The 20,237-nt window shown below is 32.9% G+C and carries 19 protein-coding genes; 2 read left to right on the forward strand and 17 right to left on the reverse strand.

All coding sequences use genetic code 11. The features are described 5' to 3' along the window. Nucleotides 1–360: 360 nt before the first annotated feature. The 6 genes from ilvC to ASC72_RS12895 form a co-directional block, all read right to left on the reverse strand. Nucleotides 361–1,830 (reverse strand): ketol-acid reductoisomerase, encoded by a 1,470-nt coding sequence (ilvC, locus tag ASC72_RS12870; RefSeq protein WP_056191320.1) that lies wholly within the window; start codon nucleotides 1,828–1,830, stop codon nucleotides 361–363. 42 nt (nucleotides 1,831–1,872) lie between these two features. Beyond that, complete coding sequence (gene ilvN, locus ASC72_RS12875) at nucleotides 1,873–2,394, reverse strand: acetolactate synthase small subunit (RefSeq protein ID WP_056191322.1); 522 nt, start codon at nucleotides 2,392–2,394, stop codon at nucleotides 1,873–1,875. 72 nt (nucleotides 2,395–2,466) lie between these two features. Then, the gene (gene ilvB / locus ASC72_RS12880; protein WP_056191324.1) at nucleotides 2,467–4,155 is read right to left on the reverse strand and encodes a biosynthetic-type acetolactate synthase large subunit; all 1,689 of its coding nucleotides are present in this window, start codon (nucleotides 4,153–4,155) and stop codon (nucleotides 2,467–2,469) included. A gap of 73 nt (nucleotides 4,156–4,228) precedes the next feature. Continuing rightward, nucleotides 4,229–5,902: a dihydroxy-acid dehydratase gene (gene ilvD, locus ASC72_RS12885; protein WP_056191327.1), complete on the reverse strand. Its 1,674-nt coding sequence runs from the start codon at nucleotides 5,900–5,902 to the stop codon at nucleotides 4,229–4,231. Between the two features lie 268 nt (nucleotides 5,903–6,170). Then, complete coding sequence (leuB, locus tag ASC72_RS12890) at nucleotides 6,171–7,289, reverse strand: 3-isopropylmalate dehydrogenase (protein WP_056191329.1); 1,119 nt, start codon at nucleotides 7,287–7,289, stop codon at nucleotides 6,171–6,173. A gap of 72 nt (nucleotides 7,290–7,361) precedes the next feature. Beyond that, on the reverse strand, nucleotides 7,362–8,537 hold the full coding sequence (locus ASC72_RS12895) for a 2-isopropylmalate synthase (RefSeq protein ID WP_082564309.1): 1,176 nt from the start codon (nucleotides 8,535–8,537) through the stop codon (nucleotides 7,362–7,364). 155 nt (nucleotides 8,538–8,692) lie between these two features. Between ASC72_RS12895 and ASC72_RS12900 the strand changes: the two genes are divergently transcribed. After that, nucleotides 8,693–10,237 carry a hypothetical protein gene (locus ASC72_RS12900; protein ID WP_056191333.1) on the forward strand — a complete coding sequence of 515 codons (1,545 nt, stop codon included), beginning with the start codon at nucleotides 8,693–8,695 and terminating at the stop codon, nucleotides 10,235–10,237. A gap of 139 nt (nucleotides 10,238–10,376) precedes the next feature. Here the strand turns inward: ASC72_RS12900 and ASC72_RS12905 are convergent, their stop codons facing one another. After that, nucleotides 10,377–11,237: a penicillin-binding transpeptidase domain-containing protein gene (locus ASC72_RS12905; RefSeq protein WP_056191335.1), complete on the reverse strand. Its 861-nt coding sequence runs from the start codon at nucleotides 11,235–11,237 to the stop codon at nucleotides 10,377–10,379. 43 nt (nucleotides 11,238–11,280) lie between these two features. Further along, the gene (locus ASC72_RS12910) at nucleotides 11,281–12,936 is read right to left on the reverse strand and encodes a M1 family metallopeptidase (protein WP_056191337.1); all 1,656 of its coding nucleotides are present in this window, start codon (nucleotides 12,934–12,936) and stop codon (nucleotides 11,281–11,283) included. Nucleotides 12,937–13,104: 168 nt separating this feature from the next. On the opposite strand from ASC72_RS12910, the gene ASC72_RS12915 reads away from it, so the two are divergent. Then, nucleotides 13,105–13,803 carry a carbohydrate-binding family 9-like protein gene (locus tag ASC72_RS12915; protein WP_056191338.1) on the forward strand — a complete coding sequence of 233 codons (699 nt, stop codon included), beginning with the start codon at nucleotides 13,105–13,107 and terminating at the stop codon, nucleotides 13,801–13,803. A gap of 4 nt (nucleotides 13,804–13,807) precedes the next feature. Here ASC72_RS12915 and ASC72_RS12920 read toward each other — a convergent pair whose 3' ends face one another. The 9 genes from ASC72_RS12920 to hisB form a co-directional block, all read right to left on the reverse strand. Further along, entirely contained in the window at nucleotides 13,808–14,419 is a 612-nt protein-coding gene (locus tag ASC72_RS12920; RefSeq protein WP_056191340.1) for a hypothetical protein, read from the reverse strand. Nucleotides 14,420–14,546: 127 nt separating this feature from the next. Beyond that, nucleotides 14,547–15,143: a bifunctional phosphoribosyl-AMP cyclohydrolase/phosphoribosyl-ATP diphosphatase HisIE gene (gene hisIE / locus ASC72_RS12925; protein WP_056191343.1), complete on the reverse strand. Its 597-nt coding sequence runs from the start codon at nucleotides 15,141–15,143 to the stop codon at nucleotides 14,547–14,549. A gap of 100 nt (nucleotides 15,144–15,243) precedes the next feature. Beyond that, nucleotides 15,244–15,999 carry an imidazole glycerol phosphate synthase subunit HisF gene (hisF, locus tag ASC72_RS12930; RefSeq protein ID WP_056191345.1) on the reverse strand — a complete coding sequence of 252 codons (756 nt, stop codon included), beginning with the start codon at nucleotides 15,997–15,999 and terminating at the stop codon, nucleotides 15,244–15,246. A gap of 113 nt (nucleotides 16,000–16,112) precedes the next feature. Next, the gene (locus ASC72_RS12935) at nucleotides 16,113–16,424 is read right to left on the reverse strand and encodes an NIPSNAP family protein (RefSeq protein WP_056191347.1); all 312 of its coding nucleotides are present in this window, start codon (nucleotides 16,422–16,424) and stop codon (nucleotides 16,113–16,115) included. A 121-nt stretch (nucleotides 16,425–16,545) separates the two neighbouring features. Next, entirely contained in the window at nucleotides 16,546–17,271 is a 726-nt protein-coding gene (gene hisA, locus ASC72_RS12940; RefSeq protein WP_056191349.1) for a 1-(5-phosphoribosyl)-5-[(5-phosphoribosylamino)methylideneamino]imidazole-4-carboxamide isomerase, read from the reverse strand. A 54-nt stretch (nucleotides 17,272–17,325) separates the two neighbouring features. Continuing rightward, a complete protein-coding gene (gene hisH, locus ASC72_RS12945) occupies nucleotides 17,326–17,907 on the reverse strand; it encodes an imidazole glycerol phosphate synthase subunit HisH (RefSeq protein ID WP_056191351.1) in 582 nt (193 codons plus the stop codon). Between the two features lie 314 nt (nucleotides 17,908–18,221). Beyond that, nucleotides 18,222–18,572: a nuclear transport factor 2 family protein gene (locus ASC72_RS12950; RefSeq protein ID WP_056191353.1), complete on the reverse strand. Its 351-nt coding sequence runs from the start codon at nucleotides 18,570–18,572 to the stop codon at nucleotides 18,222–18,224. 24 nt (nucleotides 18,573–18,596) lie between these two features. Continuing rightward, complete coding sequence (locus ASC72_RS12955) at nucleotides 18,597–19,025, reverse strand: hypothetical protein (protein ID WP_056191355.1); 429 nt, start codon at nucleotides 19,023–19,025, stop codon at nucleotides 18,597–18,599. A gap of 15 nt (nucleotides 19,026–19,040) precedes the next feature. Continuing rightward, a complete protein-coding gene (gene hisB / locus ASC72_RS12960) occupies nucleotides 19,041–20,177 on the reverse strand; it encodes a bifunctional histidinol-phosphatase/imidazoleglycerol-phosphate dehydratase HisB (RefSeq protein WP_056191357.1) in 1,137 nt (378 codons plus the stop codon). Between the last annotated feature and the right edge of the window lie 60 nt (nucleotides 20,178–20,237).

The following is a 20,237-nucleotide window of genomic DNA, read 5'->3' on the forward strand; positions in this document are numbered from 1 at the left end:
TTTTCAACCAAAATTACATATCGCAAAAAAGGCATGGTAATTAAATACCACGCCTTTTTAATTTTAACAATTTCAATAACAATTAATTTTTTGTAATCTGTATTACAATCTGCATCTCTATTTTGAAAATAGCAGCAGCTTTATTAATTAAAATAGAAATCTCAACAAGTACATTTATTACTAAACATACCCCATTATAAGGGATTACCTCACTTAACTTACTTAAAGAAGTTAAGTGAATGCAATATTGCATCTATATTCATTTTTCTTAATAAGTGCTTACTAATTCAAAATATTAAATAAAACAGAGATACAGTGCAAATCCCATCACAGTCGAATGTGTGGTAATTCCCCAATTTATTATCCAATTTTTTTCATTGCAGTCATAGATTCTCTCAACCACGCTCCTACTTCTTCGATAGGGTGTTGACGAATTTCTTTGTTAACCGCAATTAAAATAGCATTATCTACTCCGTTTGAAGTTGAAAATGGTTTTCCGATTACATTTGTTTCAACAGTTTTCATGTATTCAGTTAATAACGGTTTACAAGCGTGATCGAATAAATAACATCCGTATTCAGCTGTATCCGAAATAACGCGGTTCATTTCAAACAATTTCTTTCTTGCAATTGTATTAGCGATCAATGGCAATTCGTGTAATGACTCATAATAAGCTGATTCTTCAATAATTCCAGCTTCAGTCATAGTTTCAAAAGCTAATTCAACACCAGCTTTTACCATTGCAATCATCAATACTCCATTGTCAAAATATTCTTGTTCAGCTATTGGAGCATCAGTTGGAGGAGTTTTTTCGAAATTAGTTTCTCCGGTTGCAGCTCTCCATGTCAATAAATTTTTATCATCATTAGCCCAATCAATCATCATTGTTCTTGAGAATTCTCCAGAAATAATATCATCTTGGTGTTTTTGGAATAATGGACGCATGATATCTTTTAATTCCTCAGCAATTTCATAAGCTTCGATTTTTGCAGGATTAGAAAGACGATCCATCATATTTGTGATACCACCATGTTTCAAAGCCTCAGTGATAGTTTCCCATCCGTACTGAATTAATTTTGAAGAATATCCTGGTTCGATTCCTTTTTCAACCATTTTATCAAAACATAAAATAGATCCAGTTTGCAACAATCCACAAAGAATAGTTTGCTCACCCATTAAATCTGACTTCACTTCAGCTACAAATGATGATTTCAAAACTCCTGCTTTATGACCTCCTGTTGCTACAGCATAAGCTTTTGCCTGATCTAAACCAAAACCGTTTGGATCATTTTCAGGGTGAACAGCAATTAAAGTTGGTACACCAAATCCTCTTTTGTATTCTTCACGAACCTCAGATCCAGGACATTTAGGCGCACACATAATTACTGTGATATCTTTACGAATTTGCATTCCTTCTTCAACAATATTAAATCCGTGAGAGTATGCTAAAGTCGAACCTTGTTTCATTAATGGCATAATAGCCGTAACTACCGCAGTATGTTGTTTATCCGGCGTTAAATTACAAACTAAGTCCGCAGTCGGGATTAATTCTTCATATGTACCTACAGTAAAACCATTTTCAGTAGCATTTTTATAAGAAGCTCTTTTTTCAGCGATTGCATCTGCACGTAATGCATATGAAATGTCTAAACCTGAATCTCTCATGTTTAAACCTTGATTCAATCCTTGTGCACCACAACCTACAATAACAACTTTTTTTCCTGCCAATGCTGCGATTCCGTCTGCAAATTCAGATTGCTCCATAAATTCACAAACTCCTAATTGTTCTAATTGTAATCTAAGTGGTAATGTGTTGAAATAATTTGCCATTTTTTTTTAAAATATTTAATGATATGTAATTTATAATTGATACTAGTTAAGAGCTTCTAATAATGATGAAATTTCCATCTTTTCTTTAGAAACAGATATTCTGCCTGAACGCACAAATTGCATGATACCGTAAGGTTTGAATTTGGCATATAATTCTTCAATTTCTGAACGTCTTCCTGATTTTGAAATCACAAAGAAATCACGAGAAACGGTCACGATTGTAGATTGACTTTCTTTGATGATATTCTGAATTTGTTTTTCATCAAACAACAAACTTGACTGTATTTTAAATAAAGCATTTTCCAAATAAATTGTTTCTTCATCTGTATGATAAAATGCTTTTATTACTTCAATTTGTTTTTCTATTTGTCCCACAATATTCTGAACCCATTTTTCTGTTGTATCTACTACAATAATAAAACGAGAAACATTCTCAATCTCTGATTCTGAAACGTTTAAACTTAATATATTAATGTGACGCTTTAAGAATATTCCTGATATTCTATTCAATAAGCCCACATTATTTTCTGAGTATACCGATATGGTAAATGTTTTATCTTCCATTTTATTTTTAGTTTATTTTGTTTCAGGTTTTACGTTATACAACCTGAAACTTGAAACCTGAAACTTTTTTCTTTAGCTTAATCTGATTTCAGAAACACAAGCTCCTGTTGGAATCATTGGAAAAACGTTGTTTTCCTTTTCTACCATAACCTCTAAGAAATATGAATCTTTTGAAGCCATCATTTCGGCTACAGCAGCATCCAAATCTTCTCTTTGTGTTACTTTTTTAGATTTAATATGATATCCTTCAGCGATTGCAACAAAATTTGGATTAATCATTTTTGTTGAAGCATATCTGTTATCAAAGAACAATTCCTGCCATTGACGTACCATTCCTAAAAACTCATTATTTAAAATGACAATTTTTACCGGCACTTTTGTCTGGAAAATAGTTCCTAATTCCTGAATGGTCATCTGGAATCCACCATCACCAATAATAGCAACAACTTCACGATCTGGTCTTCCCATTTTTGCTCCAATCGCAGCTGGCAAAGCAAATCCCATGGTCCCTAAACCACCAGAAGTAATATTACTTTTAGTCGAATTAAATTTTGCATAACGACAAGCAAACATTTGGTGTTGACCAACATCTGAAACGATAATCGCATCACCTTTTGAGTGTTTGTTGATCATTTCCATGGTTTCTCCCATCGAAATACCTTTACCATTGGTTGGATTTAATTCTTCATTTATAACAGAATCAAATTCAATTTTATGAAATTCCTTAAATTCATTATGCCATGAATCGTGTGATCTCTTTTCAATTAAAGGCAATATTGCATTTAAAGCTTCTTTAACATCACCTAAGACAGCTACTTCAGTTTTTACATTTTTATCAATTTCAGCAGGATCAATTTCAAAGTGTATTACCTTGGCCTGTTTGGCGTAAGTAGCTAACTTTCCGGTAACCCGGTCATCAAAACGCATTCCCAATGCAATTAAAACATCACATTCATTAGTTAGCATATTAGGCCCATAATTTCCATGCATTCCTAACATTCCAACATTTAAAGGATGATCTGTTGGTAAAGCTGAAAGTCCTAAAATAGTCCAACCTGCCGGTACACCCGATTTTTCAATAAAAGCTTTCAGTTGTTCTTCGGCCTGACCGAGAATAATTCCCTGACCAAAAACAATAAAAGGTTTTTTAGCATTGTTAATCAAGGCAGCAGCTTCTGCAACTTTATCTAATTTTAATTTTGGAACCGGATTGTAACTTCTGATTCCTGTACATTTTTCATAACTAAATTCAAACTCATCAAACTGAGCATTTTTAGTGATATCAATCAAAACAGGACCTGGACGACCAGAACGAGCGATATAAAACGCTTTTGCAATGATTTCCGGAATTTCTGAAGCTTCTGTAATCTGATAATTCCATTTCGTAACCGGAGTTGAAATTCCGATAATATCCGTTTCCTGAAAAGCATCAGAACCTAATAAATGTTTTCCAACCTGACCTGTAATACAAACCATTGGCGTTGAATCGATTTGAGCATCTGCAATTCCTGTAACTAAATTTGTTGCTCCCGGTCCAGAAGTAGCAATTGCCACCCCTACTTTTCCTGTAGCTCTGGCATATCCCTGAGCTGCATGAGTTGCACCTTGTTCGTGACGTACTAAAACGTGGTGTAATTGGTCCTGAAATTTATACAATTCGTCATAAACCGGCATTATGGCTCCTCCCGGATATCCGTAAACTAAGTCTACTCCTTCTTCTAATAAACATCTTATAACGGCTTCTGCCCCTGATATTTTCATAGTATATTTTTTTTATCACAAATCAATGTTATTTCAATTGCTATTGATTTGTGATATTTTGTTATTTTAATAATTAGTTATCGGTTACGCAACCTGTGGAAGCGCTTGAAACCGATCTTGCATATTTAAGTAAAACTCCTTTTGAAACTTTTAACGGTGGTTGAACCCAAGCCGCTTTTCTGGCTGCAAATTCTTCGTCAGATATTTTCAGGTTGATTGTGTTTTTCACAGCGTCGATAGCAATTAAATCACCATCATTTACAAGTGCAATACCACCACCATCATAAGCCTCTGGTGTAATGTGGCCTACCACAAATCCATGTGAACCTCCGGAGAACCTTCCGTCTGTAATAAGAGCAACGCTGCTTCCTAGTCCAGCTCCAATAATGGCCGATGTCGGTTTTAGCATCTCAGGCATCCCCGGACCACCTTTTGGTCCACAGTTCCTGATGACGACTACATCACCTGGTTTTACTTTTCCGGCTTGAATACCAGGAATAACATCAAATTCACCTTCAAAAATTACAGCAGGTCCTTCAAAAAACTCACCTTCTTTTCCGCTTATTTTTGCAACGCATCCTTCAGAAGCTAGGTTACCATATAAGATTTGAATATTTCCTGTTGTTTTTAATGCTTTTTGGATTTCATGCACTACTTCTTGTCCATCTTGTAAATCTGGCACTGAAGCTAAATTTTCAGCAACTGTTTTTCCTGTTACAGTTAAACAATCACCATGAATAAGTCCTTCTTTCAACAAATATTTTAATACTGCAGGAACTCCACCAACAGCATGTAAGTCTTCCATCATGTATTTACCACTTGGTTTTAAGTCAGCAAGTACAGGAGTTTTATCGCTAATTTTTTGAAAATCATCGATTGTGATTTCTACATCAACTGAATGAGCCATAGCAATTAAGTGCATAACTGCATTTGTAGAACCTCCTAAAACTGCTACAAGAGTAATAGCATTTTCAAATGCCTTGCGAGTCATAATATCTCTTGGCTTGATATCTTTTTCCAATAAATTTCTGATTGCTTTTCCGGCATCCAGACATTCTTGTTTTTTTTCTTCACTCAAAGCAGGATTTGAAGAGCTGTAAGGTAAACTCATTCCTAATGCTTCAATTGCAGAAGACATAGTATTTGCAGTATACATTCCGCCACAAGCACCAGCTCCCGGACATGCATTCTGAATAACACCTTTATAATCTTCAGGAGAAATTGTGTTGTTGAATTTTTTTCCTAATGCTTCAAAAGCGGAAACAATATTCAAAGATTCACCTTTCCATTTTCCTGAATGTATTGTTCCTCCATAAACCATAATAGCCGGACGATTTACTCTTCCCATTGCAATTAAAGCTCCTGGCATATTTTTATCACAACCTGGAATAGCAATTAAACTGTCGTAAAATTGTGCTCCCATAACAGTTTCAATAGAATCTGCAATTACATCGCGGGAAACCAATGAAAAACGCATTCCTTCAGTACCGTTTGAAATACCGTCACTAACACCAATGGTATTAAAAATAAGTCCGACTAAATCTGAATCCCAAACACCTTTTTTAACATCTTTTGCTAAATCATTCAAGTGCATGTTGCAGGTGTTACCATCGTAACCCATGCTCACAATACCAACTTGTGCTTTTTTCAAATCTTCTTCAGTTAAACCAATACCATACAACATAGCTTGCGCCGCAGGTTGTGTTTGATCTTGAGTGATGGTTTTGCTGTACTTATTTAATTCCATTATGTATTAATTTATTTTAATTTTTATTCAAAAAAAAACCTTCCAGTATTTGGAAGGTTTATAATATAGTTTTTCAATTATATTTATACCATTCCCGATGCAGATGTGAAAATCACATTGACAACAACGACAGAAGTAATAATAATTGAGATTTGCATCTTGTTATTTTTTTAGTGTGACAAAAGTATGCAAACTTAAGTGACTAAAAAAATAAAATCTCAACATTTTAGATACTTCTTGTTATTTCTTTAAGTTTTAACAAAAAATATTAAACAATTGTCGATTGTCCGATATGAACGTTGTCATTATTAAAATACAATAAGTCGTCTTTGCTGAAAATAAAATTAGAAACAAACTCCCCTACTTCATTTGTACCGAATTTTGAATCTGGTTTTAAATCAACAGTAACAACTTTAAATTCAATTGCTTTTTCAATTGCCTGATAAATTATATTGGCTTCTTTAAACAAACCAAAATGCTCTAACAACATTGCTGCTGATAAAATAGAAGCAATAGGATTGGCAATATTTTTTCCTTTAGCTTGTGGATATGAGCCGTGAATTGGCTCAAACAAAGCATTTTTTTCTCCTAAAGATGCTGAAGCTAATAAACCAATAGAACCTGTAATAACACTTGCTTCATCTGATAAAATATCTCCAAATAAGTTTTCTGTCAAAATCACATCAAATTGCCTTGGATTTAAGATGATTTGCATCGCTGCATTATCCACAAATAAAAAGTCTAAAGCTACATCAGGATAACCTTCGCCCACTTTCTGAACTACTTTTCTCCATAATCTAGAAGTTTCCAAAACATTTGCTTTATCTACCATTGTTAGCTTTTTACGACGGTTTTGTGCCGATTTAAAAGCTAAATGTGCAATTCGGGTGATTTCTTCTTCTGAATATTCACATAAATCAGAAGCATGTGTTCCTTCTTCATTTAATGTTTTTGCGCCAAAATAAGCACCACCTGTTAATTCTCTGAAAATAGTAAAATCAGCTCCCTCAATAATTTCTCTTTTTAAAGGAGAAGCATCAATTAGTGATTTATAAGGTTTTATTGGACGAATATTTGCAAACAACCCTAATTCCTTACGTAATTTCAATAATCCCTGCTCCGGACGAACTTTTGCATTTGGATTATTGTCATATTTAGGATCTCCAATCGCTCCAAATAAAACAGCGTCAGTGTTTAAACAAAGATTTAAAGTTTGCTCCGGTAGCGGATTACCTGTTTTGTCAATAGCAATCGCACCCATGAGCGCTTCTTCAAATACAAATTCATGATTGTAAACCTCGCCAATCGCGTACAACGCTTTTTTAGCTTGTAAAATTACTTCCGGTCCAATTCCGTCTCCTGGTAAAACTGCTATTTTCAAATTCATAACGTCTCGTTCTTTATGTATTTAAATCTTTTTTTTCTTTGTTCTTTCTTCTTTATTCTATTTTCTTTTTAACTAGCTTCTGATCAAGTCACCCTGAATTTTAGAAGCTTCTATAATCTGATGAATATCAACATCTAAAACTTCTTTTTTAATGTCGGCGAATTTCAAAAACTCAATATAAACAATATCTAATTGCACTTTTGTCAACTCGTAACCTACTTTTTTAGCACGATACGCCAAAGCAGCTCTTCCGCTTCTTGCCGTCAAAATAATAGAAGATTCATTTACACCCACATCAAGCGGATCCATGATTTCGTAAGTTGCTCTGTTCTTGATAACTCCATCCTGGTGAATTCCTGAACTATGTGCAAAAGCATTTGCTCCTACAATAGCTTTATTTGGCTGAACAATCATTCCCATACTTTCAGAAACTAAACGACTCATTTCGTTCAATTCTCTTGTATTGATGTTTGTATCTAAATTAAGGTAAGGATGTTGTTTGAAAATCATTACTACTTCTTCAAGTGCCGTGTTTCCTGCTCTTTCGCCAATACCATTAATTGTACATTCTATTTGTCTCGCTCCATTTATTGCACCTGCAATAGAGTTTGCAGTTGCCATTCCTAAATCATTATGACAGTGACATGAAAGGATTACGTTTTCGATTCCTTTTACGTTTTCTCTTAAATATTTAATTTTTGCTCCGTATTCTTCCGGTAAACAATATCCTGTTGTATCAGGAATATTTAATACTGTTGCTCCGGATTTAATTACTTCTTCGCAAACTTGTGCTAAAAACGCGTTATCTGTTCTACCAGCATCTTCTGCGTAAAACTCAACGTCTTCTACATATGATTTTGCGTGAGAAACAGCATATTTTGCTCTTGCTATAATATCTTCTCTGGTAGTATTTAATTTATGGAGTATATGAGATTCAGATGTTCCGATTCCGGTGTGGATTCTAGGTCTTTTAGCATGCTTTAAAGCTGCTGCGGCAACATCAATGTCGTTTTTTACGGCTCTTGTTAGTCCACAGACGGTTGCATTTTCTACAATTTTACAAATCTCAGAGACCGATAAAAAATCGCCCGGACTTGACACAGGAAAACCTGCTTCGATAACGTCAACTCCCATTTTGTCTAGTCGTTCTGCGATAACTAATTTTTGTTTAGTATCTAACTTACATCCTGGAACTTGTTCACCATCGCGCAAAGTGGTGTCAAAAATTTGAACTTTCTCTCTATTCATATTCATTTATTTAATGTAATTTCACATCTTGATAACAAATATATATTGTACTTACGTAGTATGAAATTCATTTTAATGAAATTATACTGTTCATAACACAATTTATAATGAGTTAAATAGTTAATAATCAATAAGTTATATTATTATATTTTACAATGGCTAACCATCAAAAAGATTTCTTATTTGTTCTGATAAAATCGCTCTCCAAATCCGAAAAAAGACAGTTTAAAATTTTTGCAAGCCGATTGGAAACAAGTTCGAATACTAAATTTATCGAGTTATTTAATATTTTAGATAAGTCTGAAACCTATGATGAAAAGCTTATTCTGAAAAGTGGCATCATTAAAAAAATACAGCTATCTAACTTAAAATCATACCTATACAAACAAATTCTGGTCAGTATTCGACTGAACATTCCGAGTCAGAATATTCGATATCAATTGCGTGAACAAATAGATTTTGCAGGGATTTTGTATAATAAAGGATTGTATAAACAGAGTTTGAAAATTCTGGATAAGACAAAAATCATTGCGCTGGAAAATGATGAAAAATATATGGCGTATGAAATTGTAGAATTCGAAAAATTAATTGAATCACAATATATTACCCGAAGTATCCAGGGCCGTGCAGATGAATTGGTAATTCAGGCAAAAGAATTAAATTACAGAAATACTATTTCGAGTAAATTATCAAATTTATCGCTGCAGTTATACGGAATCATGCTAAAAACAGGTTATGTAAAGAATGACGAAGAATATAAATATATTGATGATTATTTTAACAGACATACCGCAAAATTAGACGAAAGTAAATTTGGTTTCAGGGAAAAGTATTGGTTTTATAATGCCAATCTTTGGCGCAGTTTCCTTGTTCAGGATTTCTTGGCAAGTTATAAATATGCTTATAAATGGGTTACACTGTTTTACGATAATCCAAATATGATTTACCAAAATCCGGTATTTTTCTTAAAAGGGAACCATTACTTTTTGGAATCGCTTTATATGCTGAAATACAAATCGAATTTCAAAAAATATCTATCACTTTTAGAGGAAACGATTCAGGATGATAAATTTCCGGTAAACGATAACATTGCATCACTATCATTTCTATATGTTTATAACAATAAATTAAATTTACATATACTAGAAGGTACTTTTGCCGAAAGTGAATATTTGATTCCGGAGATTCTGGAAAAAATAAAAATTCACAGTGATCATCTTGATGAACATCACGAAATGTTGTTTTTCTATAAAATTGCTTCTATTTATTTTGGAAACGAAAAGTATAACGAATGCATACTATATTTGGATAAAATCATCAATAACAAGAACTTAACGATGCGTGAGGATTTAATGTGTTTTGCGAGACTATTATCGTTGATTGCACATTATGAGTTAGGAAAAGATTATTATTTAGAAAATCATCTTAAAAGCACGTACAAGTTTTTACTGAAAATGAATGATTTACATGAAGTTCAAAAGGAAATCATTAAATTTTTGAGAAACCTGAATAACTTCTATCCAACAGATATTAAAAAGGAATTTATTAAAATGCGCGAGCGTTTTATTGAATTGGAGAAAAACACTTATGAAAAAAGGGCTTTTCTTTATTTAGACATTATTTCGTGGCTGGAAAGCAAAATAGAAAACCGTAAAATTGCTGATATTATTAAGGAAAAGGCAAAATTGAGTAGTCGATAGAATTGAAATTCCAATTTTTTATCCCGAAGCTTCGGGACTAAATTACAATAAAAAAGGCGGTGAAAACTATGTTTTCACCGCCTTTTTGTCATTTCTCCTTCATCAAAATGACATACTTTGTGAATATGTAAACATTTATCTAATCTACAATAGCTAGTTCTTTAAATATTGATTTGGTAATCTCTTTTCTGCAATTTCCAAAATTAGCTCTATTATTGTTTCTATTCTGTAAAAGTCTCGTTGCAAAAAAATAGGTTCCTTTTTTATTTTTGATATAGCCAACCCACCAGCCAATATTAAAACCATTTTCCCGTGTCCAGCCAGTTTTAGAATGAATGCTATATTGCTCGTTCTGCTCACTAAGCATCACTTGTTTTACTATTTCAATATTTCTTTTTGAAAAAGGTAATTTCCCTGAGTATAATTTTTTAAGAAATTCAACCTGATTGATTGGTGAAATTCCAAAAGCTCCAAAGTTCCAGAAATCGGCATCTTTTTGAGACAGATTAATATTTCCATAATTGGCTAGCGTTAAATATTTTTTATAATTTTCCTTTCCTATTTTCTTTGCTAATTCCACAAATACCCAACCAGCCGAAACTTCAAAAGCTTCTTTAATACTCATATCATGATAAATTTCGGGTCTATAGCCATATTTTATCGTATCTGTTGTTTTTACCAATTTCATTATTTCATTCTCATCAGATATTGTTTTTGTTTCAAGTGCAATAAGAAGGTTAATAATTTTAAATGTAGATGCAGGTAATGTTTGTACATTAGTATCAATAGTATCAGACAAAATCCATTTTTGTTTCACATTATCATAGATAGCAATAGATCCGGTGACACTACATGAATCAAAATATTTCTTAAATTCCTGATGTACAACAACTGTATCATTTAACCCTAAGACCGATTTAGATGCCTTTTTCTTACTTGAAATACAAGAAATAAATAATCCCAAAGTTAATAAGTTTAAAACTATATTTCTTAATTTCATCTTTATCTGAATTTTGCAGCGTCTCTAAAAAGCATAAATTTAATTACTCCACAATATTAGAACTCGTTACATAAAAATCTTTATCAACTTCTAAAGTTCTATTTTCATTGCTTGTTTTCATCGATTTCCATTCTGTTGTTGGTTTCAACCAGGTTTCAATGCCATTTATTTTTACTTTTACCGGCATATCAAATTTAGCTACACAATTTGTCCAGTGATATCCTAAAGTTCCGTTTTTAAACATATATTCAAAAACCGGAATTTGAGTCGTAGTTAAATATTGAGCAAATACTCTGTTGAAATTAATTCCCGATTGCGTATTGATATAATCTTCAATTTCTTTAGAAGTAACGGTTTTATGATAAAAAGTACTATTCAAACCTCTTAAAATCGATTTCCATTTTGCATCATCATTAATAATTTGACGAATCGTATGCAACATGTTTGCTCCTTTTGGATACATATCACCTGATCCTTCGTTATTTACATCATAATGTCCAATGATTGGTGCGTTGTTCTGGATGTTTTTTCTACAACCTCTAACATATTCCGCTCCAGCTTCTTTTCCGTAATAGTACTCCACAAAAAGGCTTTCTGAGTAGTTTGTAAAACTCTCGTGAATCCACATGTCTGCGATATCTTTATACGTAATATTGTTTGCAAACCATTCGTGTCCAGACTCATGAATAATAATAAAGTCGAATTTTAATCCCCAGCCAGTTCCGCTTAAATCACGACCTAAATAACCATTTTTATATGCATTCCCATAAGTCACACTACTTTGGTGCTCCATTCCTAAATAAGGAGCTTCAACCAGTTTGTAACTATCTTCATAAAACGGATAAGGTCCAAACCAATTTTCAAACGCTTTTAGCATTCTTGGAGCATCTTTAAACTGTTCTTTGGCTTTAGCCAAATTATCGCGTAAGACATAATAATTACAGTCTAGTTCTCCTTTTTCTCCTTTATATTTTTCAGAGAAATTAACGTAATCTCCAATATTGATATTTACTCCATAATTATTAATTGGGTTTGAAACATACCAATTAAAAGTTTTAGTACCGTCTTTTTCTTTTTTAACGCTTTTCAATCTTCCGTTCGAAACATCTGTCAAATCTCCCGGAACGTTAACGCTAATCAACATATTCTCCACTTCATCATACATATGGTCTTTGTTGGGCCACCAAACACTGGCACCTAAACCCTGACAAGAGGATGCGATGAAGTCTTTATCGTTATTATCTTTTTTCCAGGTAATTCCCCCGTCCCAAGGTGGTTTTACGGCTTCTTTAGGTTTGCCTCCAAAAGAAATTACAATTTCTTTGGTCTCTCCTACTTTTTGTTTTGCCGTTAATTGGATGAAAAAAGCATTACCGTCTCTTTCAAACTTCAATTCTTTTCCGTCCTGTGTTACTTTGTAAATCTGCATTGGTTCCTGCAAGTCGATCTGCATTTTATTGTATTCTGTTAAAACAGTATATTTAACAGTATTTGAACCTTTGATCGTTTTATCTACAGGATTTACTTTCACATCAAGATGATAGTATTTTAAATCCCACCAGGATCGTTCTTTAGTAATGCTTCCGCGTAAAGAATCCTGATGTGTAAAAACGGTCTCAGACTTATTCAGAAGCCCTTGCGCATTGGCATTAAAACCGACCAAAAAGGTGATAATAATGCCTCCAAAGTAATTTTTCATAAATTAGAAATTTGAAATAAATAAGGTATTTAAACGAACTTAATCATCAACAAAAGTAAACATTCGAATCAAGTTTTTAATAATTTTATAATTTCGATTCGAAAAAATTAATGTTAAAGTTTACAATTCTTCCTTATTTTAGCCCTTTCAAATTTCCATTATTGTTTTATGAAACCTATTTCTATTGCTTCTTTTTTATATTTTATGTGCTCGATAACAGTACATTCTCAAAACATACCAATTCATAAAACAACTGATCAGCTAATTATTGACGGAAATTTATCAGATTGGAAAACAGCTTTTCAAGGTCCATTCATAATTCATGATTCTGGTGCAAATGCTAGCCAGAATACAATGGTTTCACTTTCGTGGAATAATGACAATCTATATATAGCTTATAAATCATCTGATTCTAAAATAGTTGGATCTACCCAGAAAAAGGATTCGCAAATATTTAATACTGATGATTTAGTGGAAATTTTTATTGATCCTGACGGAGATAGCCAAAATTATATTGAAATTGGAGTGAATGCCTTTTCGACCCATTATGATATGTTATTGAAATGTATTTCTCCTGATTGTGGTGGATGGAAAACGTCAATGACATTTGATATTTCAGGACTTGAAGCAGTAAGTAAAATAACTCCTGATGGTTATGCTACAGAAATTAAGATTCCTTTTTCAAGTTTGGAGAAAATTCAAAATGGTAATTTTTCAAAGCCTAAAACTGGAACAAAATGGAAAGGAAATACTTTTAGAATCGATTACGGTACTACTACTGAATATCTCGCCTTACAACCTTATAAAAGTTTAAAATTTGGATTTCATCAACCGGAGGAATTTGCGATGTTTGAGTTTGTGGAGTGAATGTTTAATCGTTTATTTGGTTAATCGTGTAACCGACATTATATTTTACGTTTGAATATGTCAAATCATTAACTAAAAAATCGAAAAATTTATTGTTGCTTCTCATTTTATAAATTTTAAATATAGATTTGCTAGACATAAAATAAACATTCTGTAAAAACCGATCATTTAAGTCTCCATAAAGATTGAAGGTTTCAACAAACATTAAAACACCTTTTTTTAAAATTGCAGGATTAGAAAAATCTTTGGGAAGAAATATATCTATGAACTTATCATTATCTACGTATATCTCTCCAGTGCTTTGATTAATTGGAGAAAAATTACCATAAGCTGTTTTTTCTAAAAATAAAATCAATCGCTGTCCGGGTTTTAATTCCTTAATCCTTGGATCGCAAAGCCATTCTTTCCAAATGGAAACATTAATTTTGGAACTTGATTTTCCTTTTACAAATTGAGTAATTGTAAATTCATATTTGTCATTTGAAACTTTTGATACTACTCCGTCAACAATTAAATCTGCTTTTGAAATAACAATCGAGTATGGTAACACATTTTTCTTAAAACCATAATTAAAATAGGAATTTAGAAATAACAACAAACAGATATACAATCTCATAAAGAATATTTTTATGTATTAAAAGTACTTTTTTTTCAAATATTAAACATAAAAAAATGCATCATGTTTAGAACTGTATCTCTAAATCACAATGCAATCTATTTTTTATTTCTAATAAGATTCGAAACTACTTCTGGCGTTTCTTCAAAACATCCACAACATCGCTCAATTGAAAGCCTTTTGCCTGCAATAAAATCAAATAGTGAAATAATAAATCAGCACTTTCGCTCAAGAACAAATCATCATTATCATCTTTTGCTTCAATTACTACTTCTACAGCTTCTTCACCCACTTTTTGGGCAATTTTATTGATTCCTTTTTCGAATAATGAAGCTACGTAACTTTTCTCAGAATCGGCATTTTCTCTTCTTGTTTTGATCGTGTTTTCTAAACTAGAAATGAAACCGTAATTTTCTTTGTTTTCTTCCTGCCAACAAGTATCAGCGCCCGTATGACACGTTGGCCCAACAGGTTTTGCCTGAATTAACAGCGTATCGCCGTCGCAGTCATTTTTAATATCTACAAGTTCTAAAAAGTTTCCACTCTCCTCGCCTTTTGTCCAAAGTCTTTGTTTGGAACGGCTGAAAAAGGTAACTTTCTGGGTTTCTATAGTTTTTTGAATTGATTCTTCATTCATATAACCCAGCATCAAAACATTTTTTGTCTCTGAATCCTGAATTATGGCTGGAATCAAGCCGTGTGAGCTTTTAATATCTATGTTCATTTTATTTTAGATTTTAGAGTTCAGATTTTAGATTTACTGAATTCTTCATTTTTATTTCTTGATTCTTGATTCTTTGTTCTATTTTCTTGACTCTATTCTCTTAAAGCCTAACCTCAATACCATTATTTCTCAATTCCTCTTTCAAAGCTTTAATCTCAATTTCTTTAAAGTGAAAAACACTCGCTGCTAAAGCTGCATCCACCTTCCCTACTTTAAAAGAATCTACAAAATGCTGAATATTTCCTGCTCCGCCAGAAGCAATAATCGGAATATTGATTAATTCTGATAATTTAGCCAAAGCTTCATTGGCAAAACCATTTTTAGTCCCGTCATTATCCATGGAGGTGAATAAGATTTCGCCTGCTCCACGTTCAGCAACTTCTACAGCCCAATTAAATAAATTTAATTCTGTTGGCACTTTTCCTCCAACTAAATGTACGATCCATTGTCCGTTGATTTGTTTGGCATCAATAGCAACAACCACGCATTGGCTTCCAAATTTCTGTGCCAAATCATTGATCAACTGAGGGTTTTTGACTGCCGATGAATTAATGGAAACCTTATCAGCTCCATTATTCAACAGAATTTCAACATCTTCTACTGATGAAATTCCACCGCCAACCGTAAACGGAATGTTTATTTTCTCCGCCACACTTCGCACCATATTAACCAACGTTTTACGACGTTCTTCAGTAGCTGAAATATCCAGAAAAACTAATTCATCCGCACCTTCAGCCGAGTAAATTTCCGCCAGTTCCACCGGATCACCAGCGTCGCGCAAGTCAACAAAGTTAACGCCTTTTACGGTTCTTCCGTTTTTTATATCCAAACAAGGGATGATTCTTTTTGCTAACATTTCTCTACTGTGTCTATTTATTAATGTGCCAATTAGAAAATTTGATAATTAGATAATTTATTCGCAATGCGGGAATTATCTAATTTTCTAATTGACAAATTATCTAATTTTTTCTACTCAAATACAGGACTTAAAAAAGTCCTTTCATAACTTATAATACATCTTGTATCTTCTGCAAGTTTAAATGCGTCTACACATTCTTTATCGTCTTTTGAAAACATTGCTTTTCGATAATTTTCATAATCCGCAAAACTTGGAAATGAAAATAAAGCATACGCAATATTATTTGCTCCTTCCGAAGGCATAAAATAGCCGTGATGCTGACCCCCTAAACGATTCACAATCTTAATCCATCTCTTACCATAATCTTCAAATACCTCTAATTGATAAGGATCTATAACGTATTTTAAGTGACAAGTTATCATATATTTTTTTTTAATGTGTCAATTTTTTAATGTGCCAATTAGAAAATTTGATAATTAGATAATTTAAACGCAACGCCAAAAATTATCTAATTTTCTAATTGGCACATTATCTAATTCATCCTTATTTTCTAATTATGTAGTTCTCTAGTTGTTTTAGAGAAATTCTACCCTCATAAATCGCTTTTCCGATTATTGTTCCTTCACAACCCAGATGCGCCAACTTTGGTAGTTCTTCAAATGTTGAAATTCCTCCGGAAGCTATTAATTTTACACCAACGGCTTCTTTTAATATTTTTTCATACAAATCAAAACTTGGGCCTTCCAACATTCCGTCTTTGGCAATATCCGTACAAATAACGTATTGAATTCCTTTCATTTGATATTCCTGAATAAACGGAATCAAATCTTCGTCAGAATCTTCCATCCATCCTGAAACTGCTATTTTTTCGTCTTTTGCATCAGCACCTAAAATGATTTTCTCTGAACCGTATTCAGAGATCCATTTTTCGAAAATTGCTCTGTTTTTTACCGCAATGCTACCGCCCGTAATTTGACTTGCACCACTTTCAAAAGCAATTTTTAAATCTTCATCGGATTTTAAGCCTCCACCAAAATCAATTTGCAAACTGGTCTGTGTTGCAATTTGCTCCAGAATTTTATAATTGACAATTTTACTCGATTTTGCACCGTCTAAATCTACTAAATGTAAATATTCGATTCCGTGTGCTTCGAATGACTTAGCTACTTCAAGTGGATTTTCGTTATAAATTATCTTTGTATCATAATCGCCTTTTGACAAACGAACACATTTTCCGTCAATGATATCTATGGCTGGTATTATTCTCATTTATTTAAGTCTTAAAGTTCGAAAGTTTAAAGTCATAAAGTCTCTAATCTTTCATTATATTTTTAAAAAATTCTCAAGTATTTTCTCTCCTAAAGCGCCACTTTTTTCTGGGTGAAACTGTGTTCCGTAAAAATTGTCTTTTTGCAAAGCCGACGCATATTCTAATTCATAATTGGTCGTTGCAATTGCTTCGGTGCAGTTTGGAGCGTAAAAACTATGCACCAAATACATAAATTCATCTTCAGAAATCCCCTTAAACAAATCCGATTTTAGATTATAAATCTGATTCCAACCCATTTGTGGCACTTTTACTTTTGGGGTGAATTTAATCACATCAACATCAAAAATCCCTAAACCTTTGGTATCGCCTTCTTCAGATGATTTGCACATCAATTGCATACCAAGACAAATTCCTAAAACCGGCTGTTTCAATGTCGGAATTAAACTATCCAAACCGCTTTCCTTTAGTTTTTTCATCGCAGAGCTCGCTTCGCCAACCCCAGGAAAAATCACTTTATCAGCCTGCTGAATTTCTTTGGGATTATTACTCAAAACAGCTTTAAAACCCAGTCTTTCAATAGCAAACATAATGCTCTGAATATTTCCTGCTCCGTAATTTATAATTACTATCCTCAATTTATTTTAGATTTTAGATTTTAGATTTTAGATTTCTCTACAATATAAAATCATTAATTACTATTTTAATATTAAGTTCAATACTATCAATATAATGAACTTTTTTATCTCTACACAGCTCCGGAGGAGCATACTATTTATAGCTAATAATTCTCGTTATTTAATCAAGCTCCAGCGGAGCGATATTTCGGTTTTTAAATTACTCACTAATTCCACCCCCGATGGTGCCTTTTTACAAACAAATTCACAATGTTCTATAAATATAGCGCCCCTCTGGGATTTAATATTTTAAGAACCTGAGGCATTTTTTTTATTTACAGGTCGGTATAGTGTGCAATCATTTTATTTACTAACCCGTTTTGATCGAAAAACATAACTTCGATTGCCATTTTATTCATAATCGATTTGTAATAAAGTGCCACAGAATCTACTCCTGATGTAACATTAACTAATTCAAAATGCAAATCCGGAACCTTTGTCAAAGCTTTCTCCCAATAGGTTCTCACCTGCTCTTTTCCCTGAAGTGAACCACTTTCAATTCCCGCTGCCAATTTTATCATTGGTGTTGTAATTTCAATATTATCAGCATAATGCTTCATGATATCATTTAAATCATGAGAATTCCAGGAGTCAATCCATGCTTTGGCAAATTTTTTAGGTTCCATAAGTTAATTCCGTTTATGATATATTTATTTTGAAATAAAAATTAGATTATACAAGAAAAAACAAGTTGTGACGAAAGTTGTTGTTATTGTAAGTAATGAGAATAAATTTGTTTTATTTATACTCCTTCTGTTATCTTTAATTTCAATTAATGTTTTTTCTCCTGATTTTACATCAAAACGTCCCAGTTCCATCATCCTAAATTCAATGTAAACTATAATTATCAAATTAAATATCGGAACTAATATAGTCCATAAGGGAACAGAATTTTCAATTTTAGAAAGTGCAAAAGACCCAGCAATAATAATATTATTAAAATTAAAAAGTTTGTCATGTATTCTATCAAAATACTTTATGATATTTTTTTGACCTTCGTCTACGATTTTATCATGCTTTGCTATTGCTTTTTCAAATTCAATATCTAACCTCTGGGATTCTAATTCTTCTTTAGTCATTTGTTTTAAAATTTCTTACAACATTCCCTTTGTACTTGGCAATATCATTTTTTCTGTATCTCTTTTCACCGCTACTTTTATCGCTTTCGCGAAAGCTTTAAAAATCGCTTCAATTTTGTGGTGCTCGTTGGTTCCTTCTGCTTTTATATTGATATTAGCTTTAGCACCGTCTGAGAACGATTTAAAGAAATGATAAAACATTTCTGTTGGCATTTTACCCACCATTTCGCGTTTAAATTCGGTTTCCCAAACTAACCAGTTTCTTCCACCAAAATCAATGGCAACCTGCGCCAGACAATCGTCCATTGGCAAACAGAAACCGTAACGTTCTATTCCTAATTTATTCCCTAGTGCTTTTGCAAAAACTTCGCCTAAAGCAATTGCAGTATCTTCAATCGTATGGTGCTCATCAACTTCTAGATCACCTTTTACCAAGATTTCCAAGTCCATTTGTCCGTGACGCGAAATCTGGTCTAACATATGATCAAAAAAGGCGATTCCCGTATCTATTTTACTTTTTCCGGTTCCGTCTAAATTCACATTAATGAAAATATCGGTCTCATGTGTTTTACGTGTAATCGATGCCGAACGTGCTTCCAACTTCAAAAACTCATAAATAGTCTTCCAGTCCGTCGTTTGCAAGATTATCGTATCATTCAATTCCTCACGTTTCGACGAAATTTCATTACTTCCAATTCCGTCTGTCATATTCATAAAAATCGCTTTCGCACCAAGGTTTTTCGCCAGTTCAACATCAGTCAGACGATCACCTAAAACAAACGAATTTTTCAAATCATACTCAGGATTATTCAAATATTTCGTCAGCATTCCGGTTCTGGGCTTGCGTGTTGGCGCATTATCTTCAGGAAAAGATCTGTCAACAAAAATTTCATCAAACAAAACCCCTTCATTTTCAAAGGCTTTTAAAATAAAATTCTGCGTTGGCCAAAACGTATCTTCCGGAAAACTATCTGTTCCCAATCCGTCCTGATTGGTAACCATAGCTAATTCATAATCTAATTCAATGGCAATTTTAGCCAAATATTGAAAAGCTTTTGGATAAAACTCTAGTTTATCCAAGCTATCCAATTGCAAATTTTCAGGTTCTAAAACAATCGTTCCATCACGATCGATAAAAAGTACTTTTTTCATATTTTATTATTTTGTTCTGCCACAGATTAATCATTAAATCTGTGGCAAAATAACTTGCGT

The organism is Flavobacterium sp. Root420, from assembly GCF_001427905.1.
Classification (GTDB): Bacteria; Bacteroidota; Bacteroidia; order Flavobacteriales; family Flavobacteriaceae; genus Flavobacterium.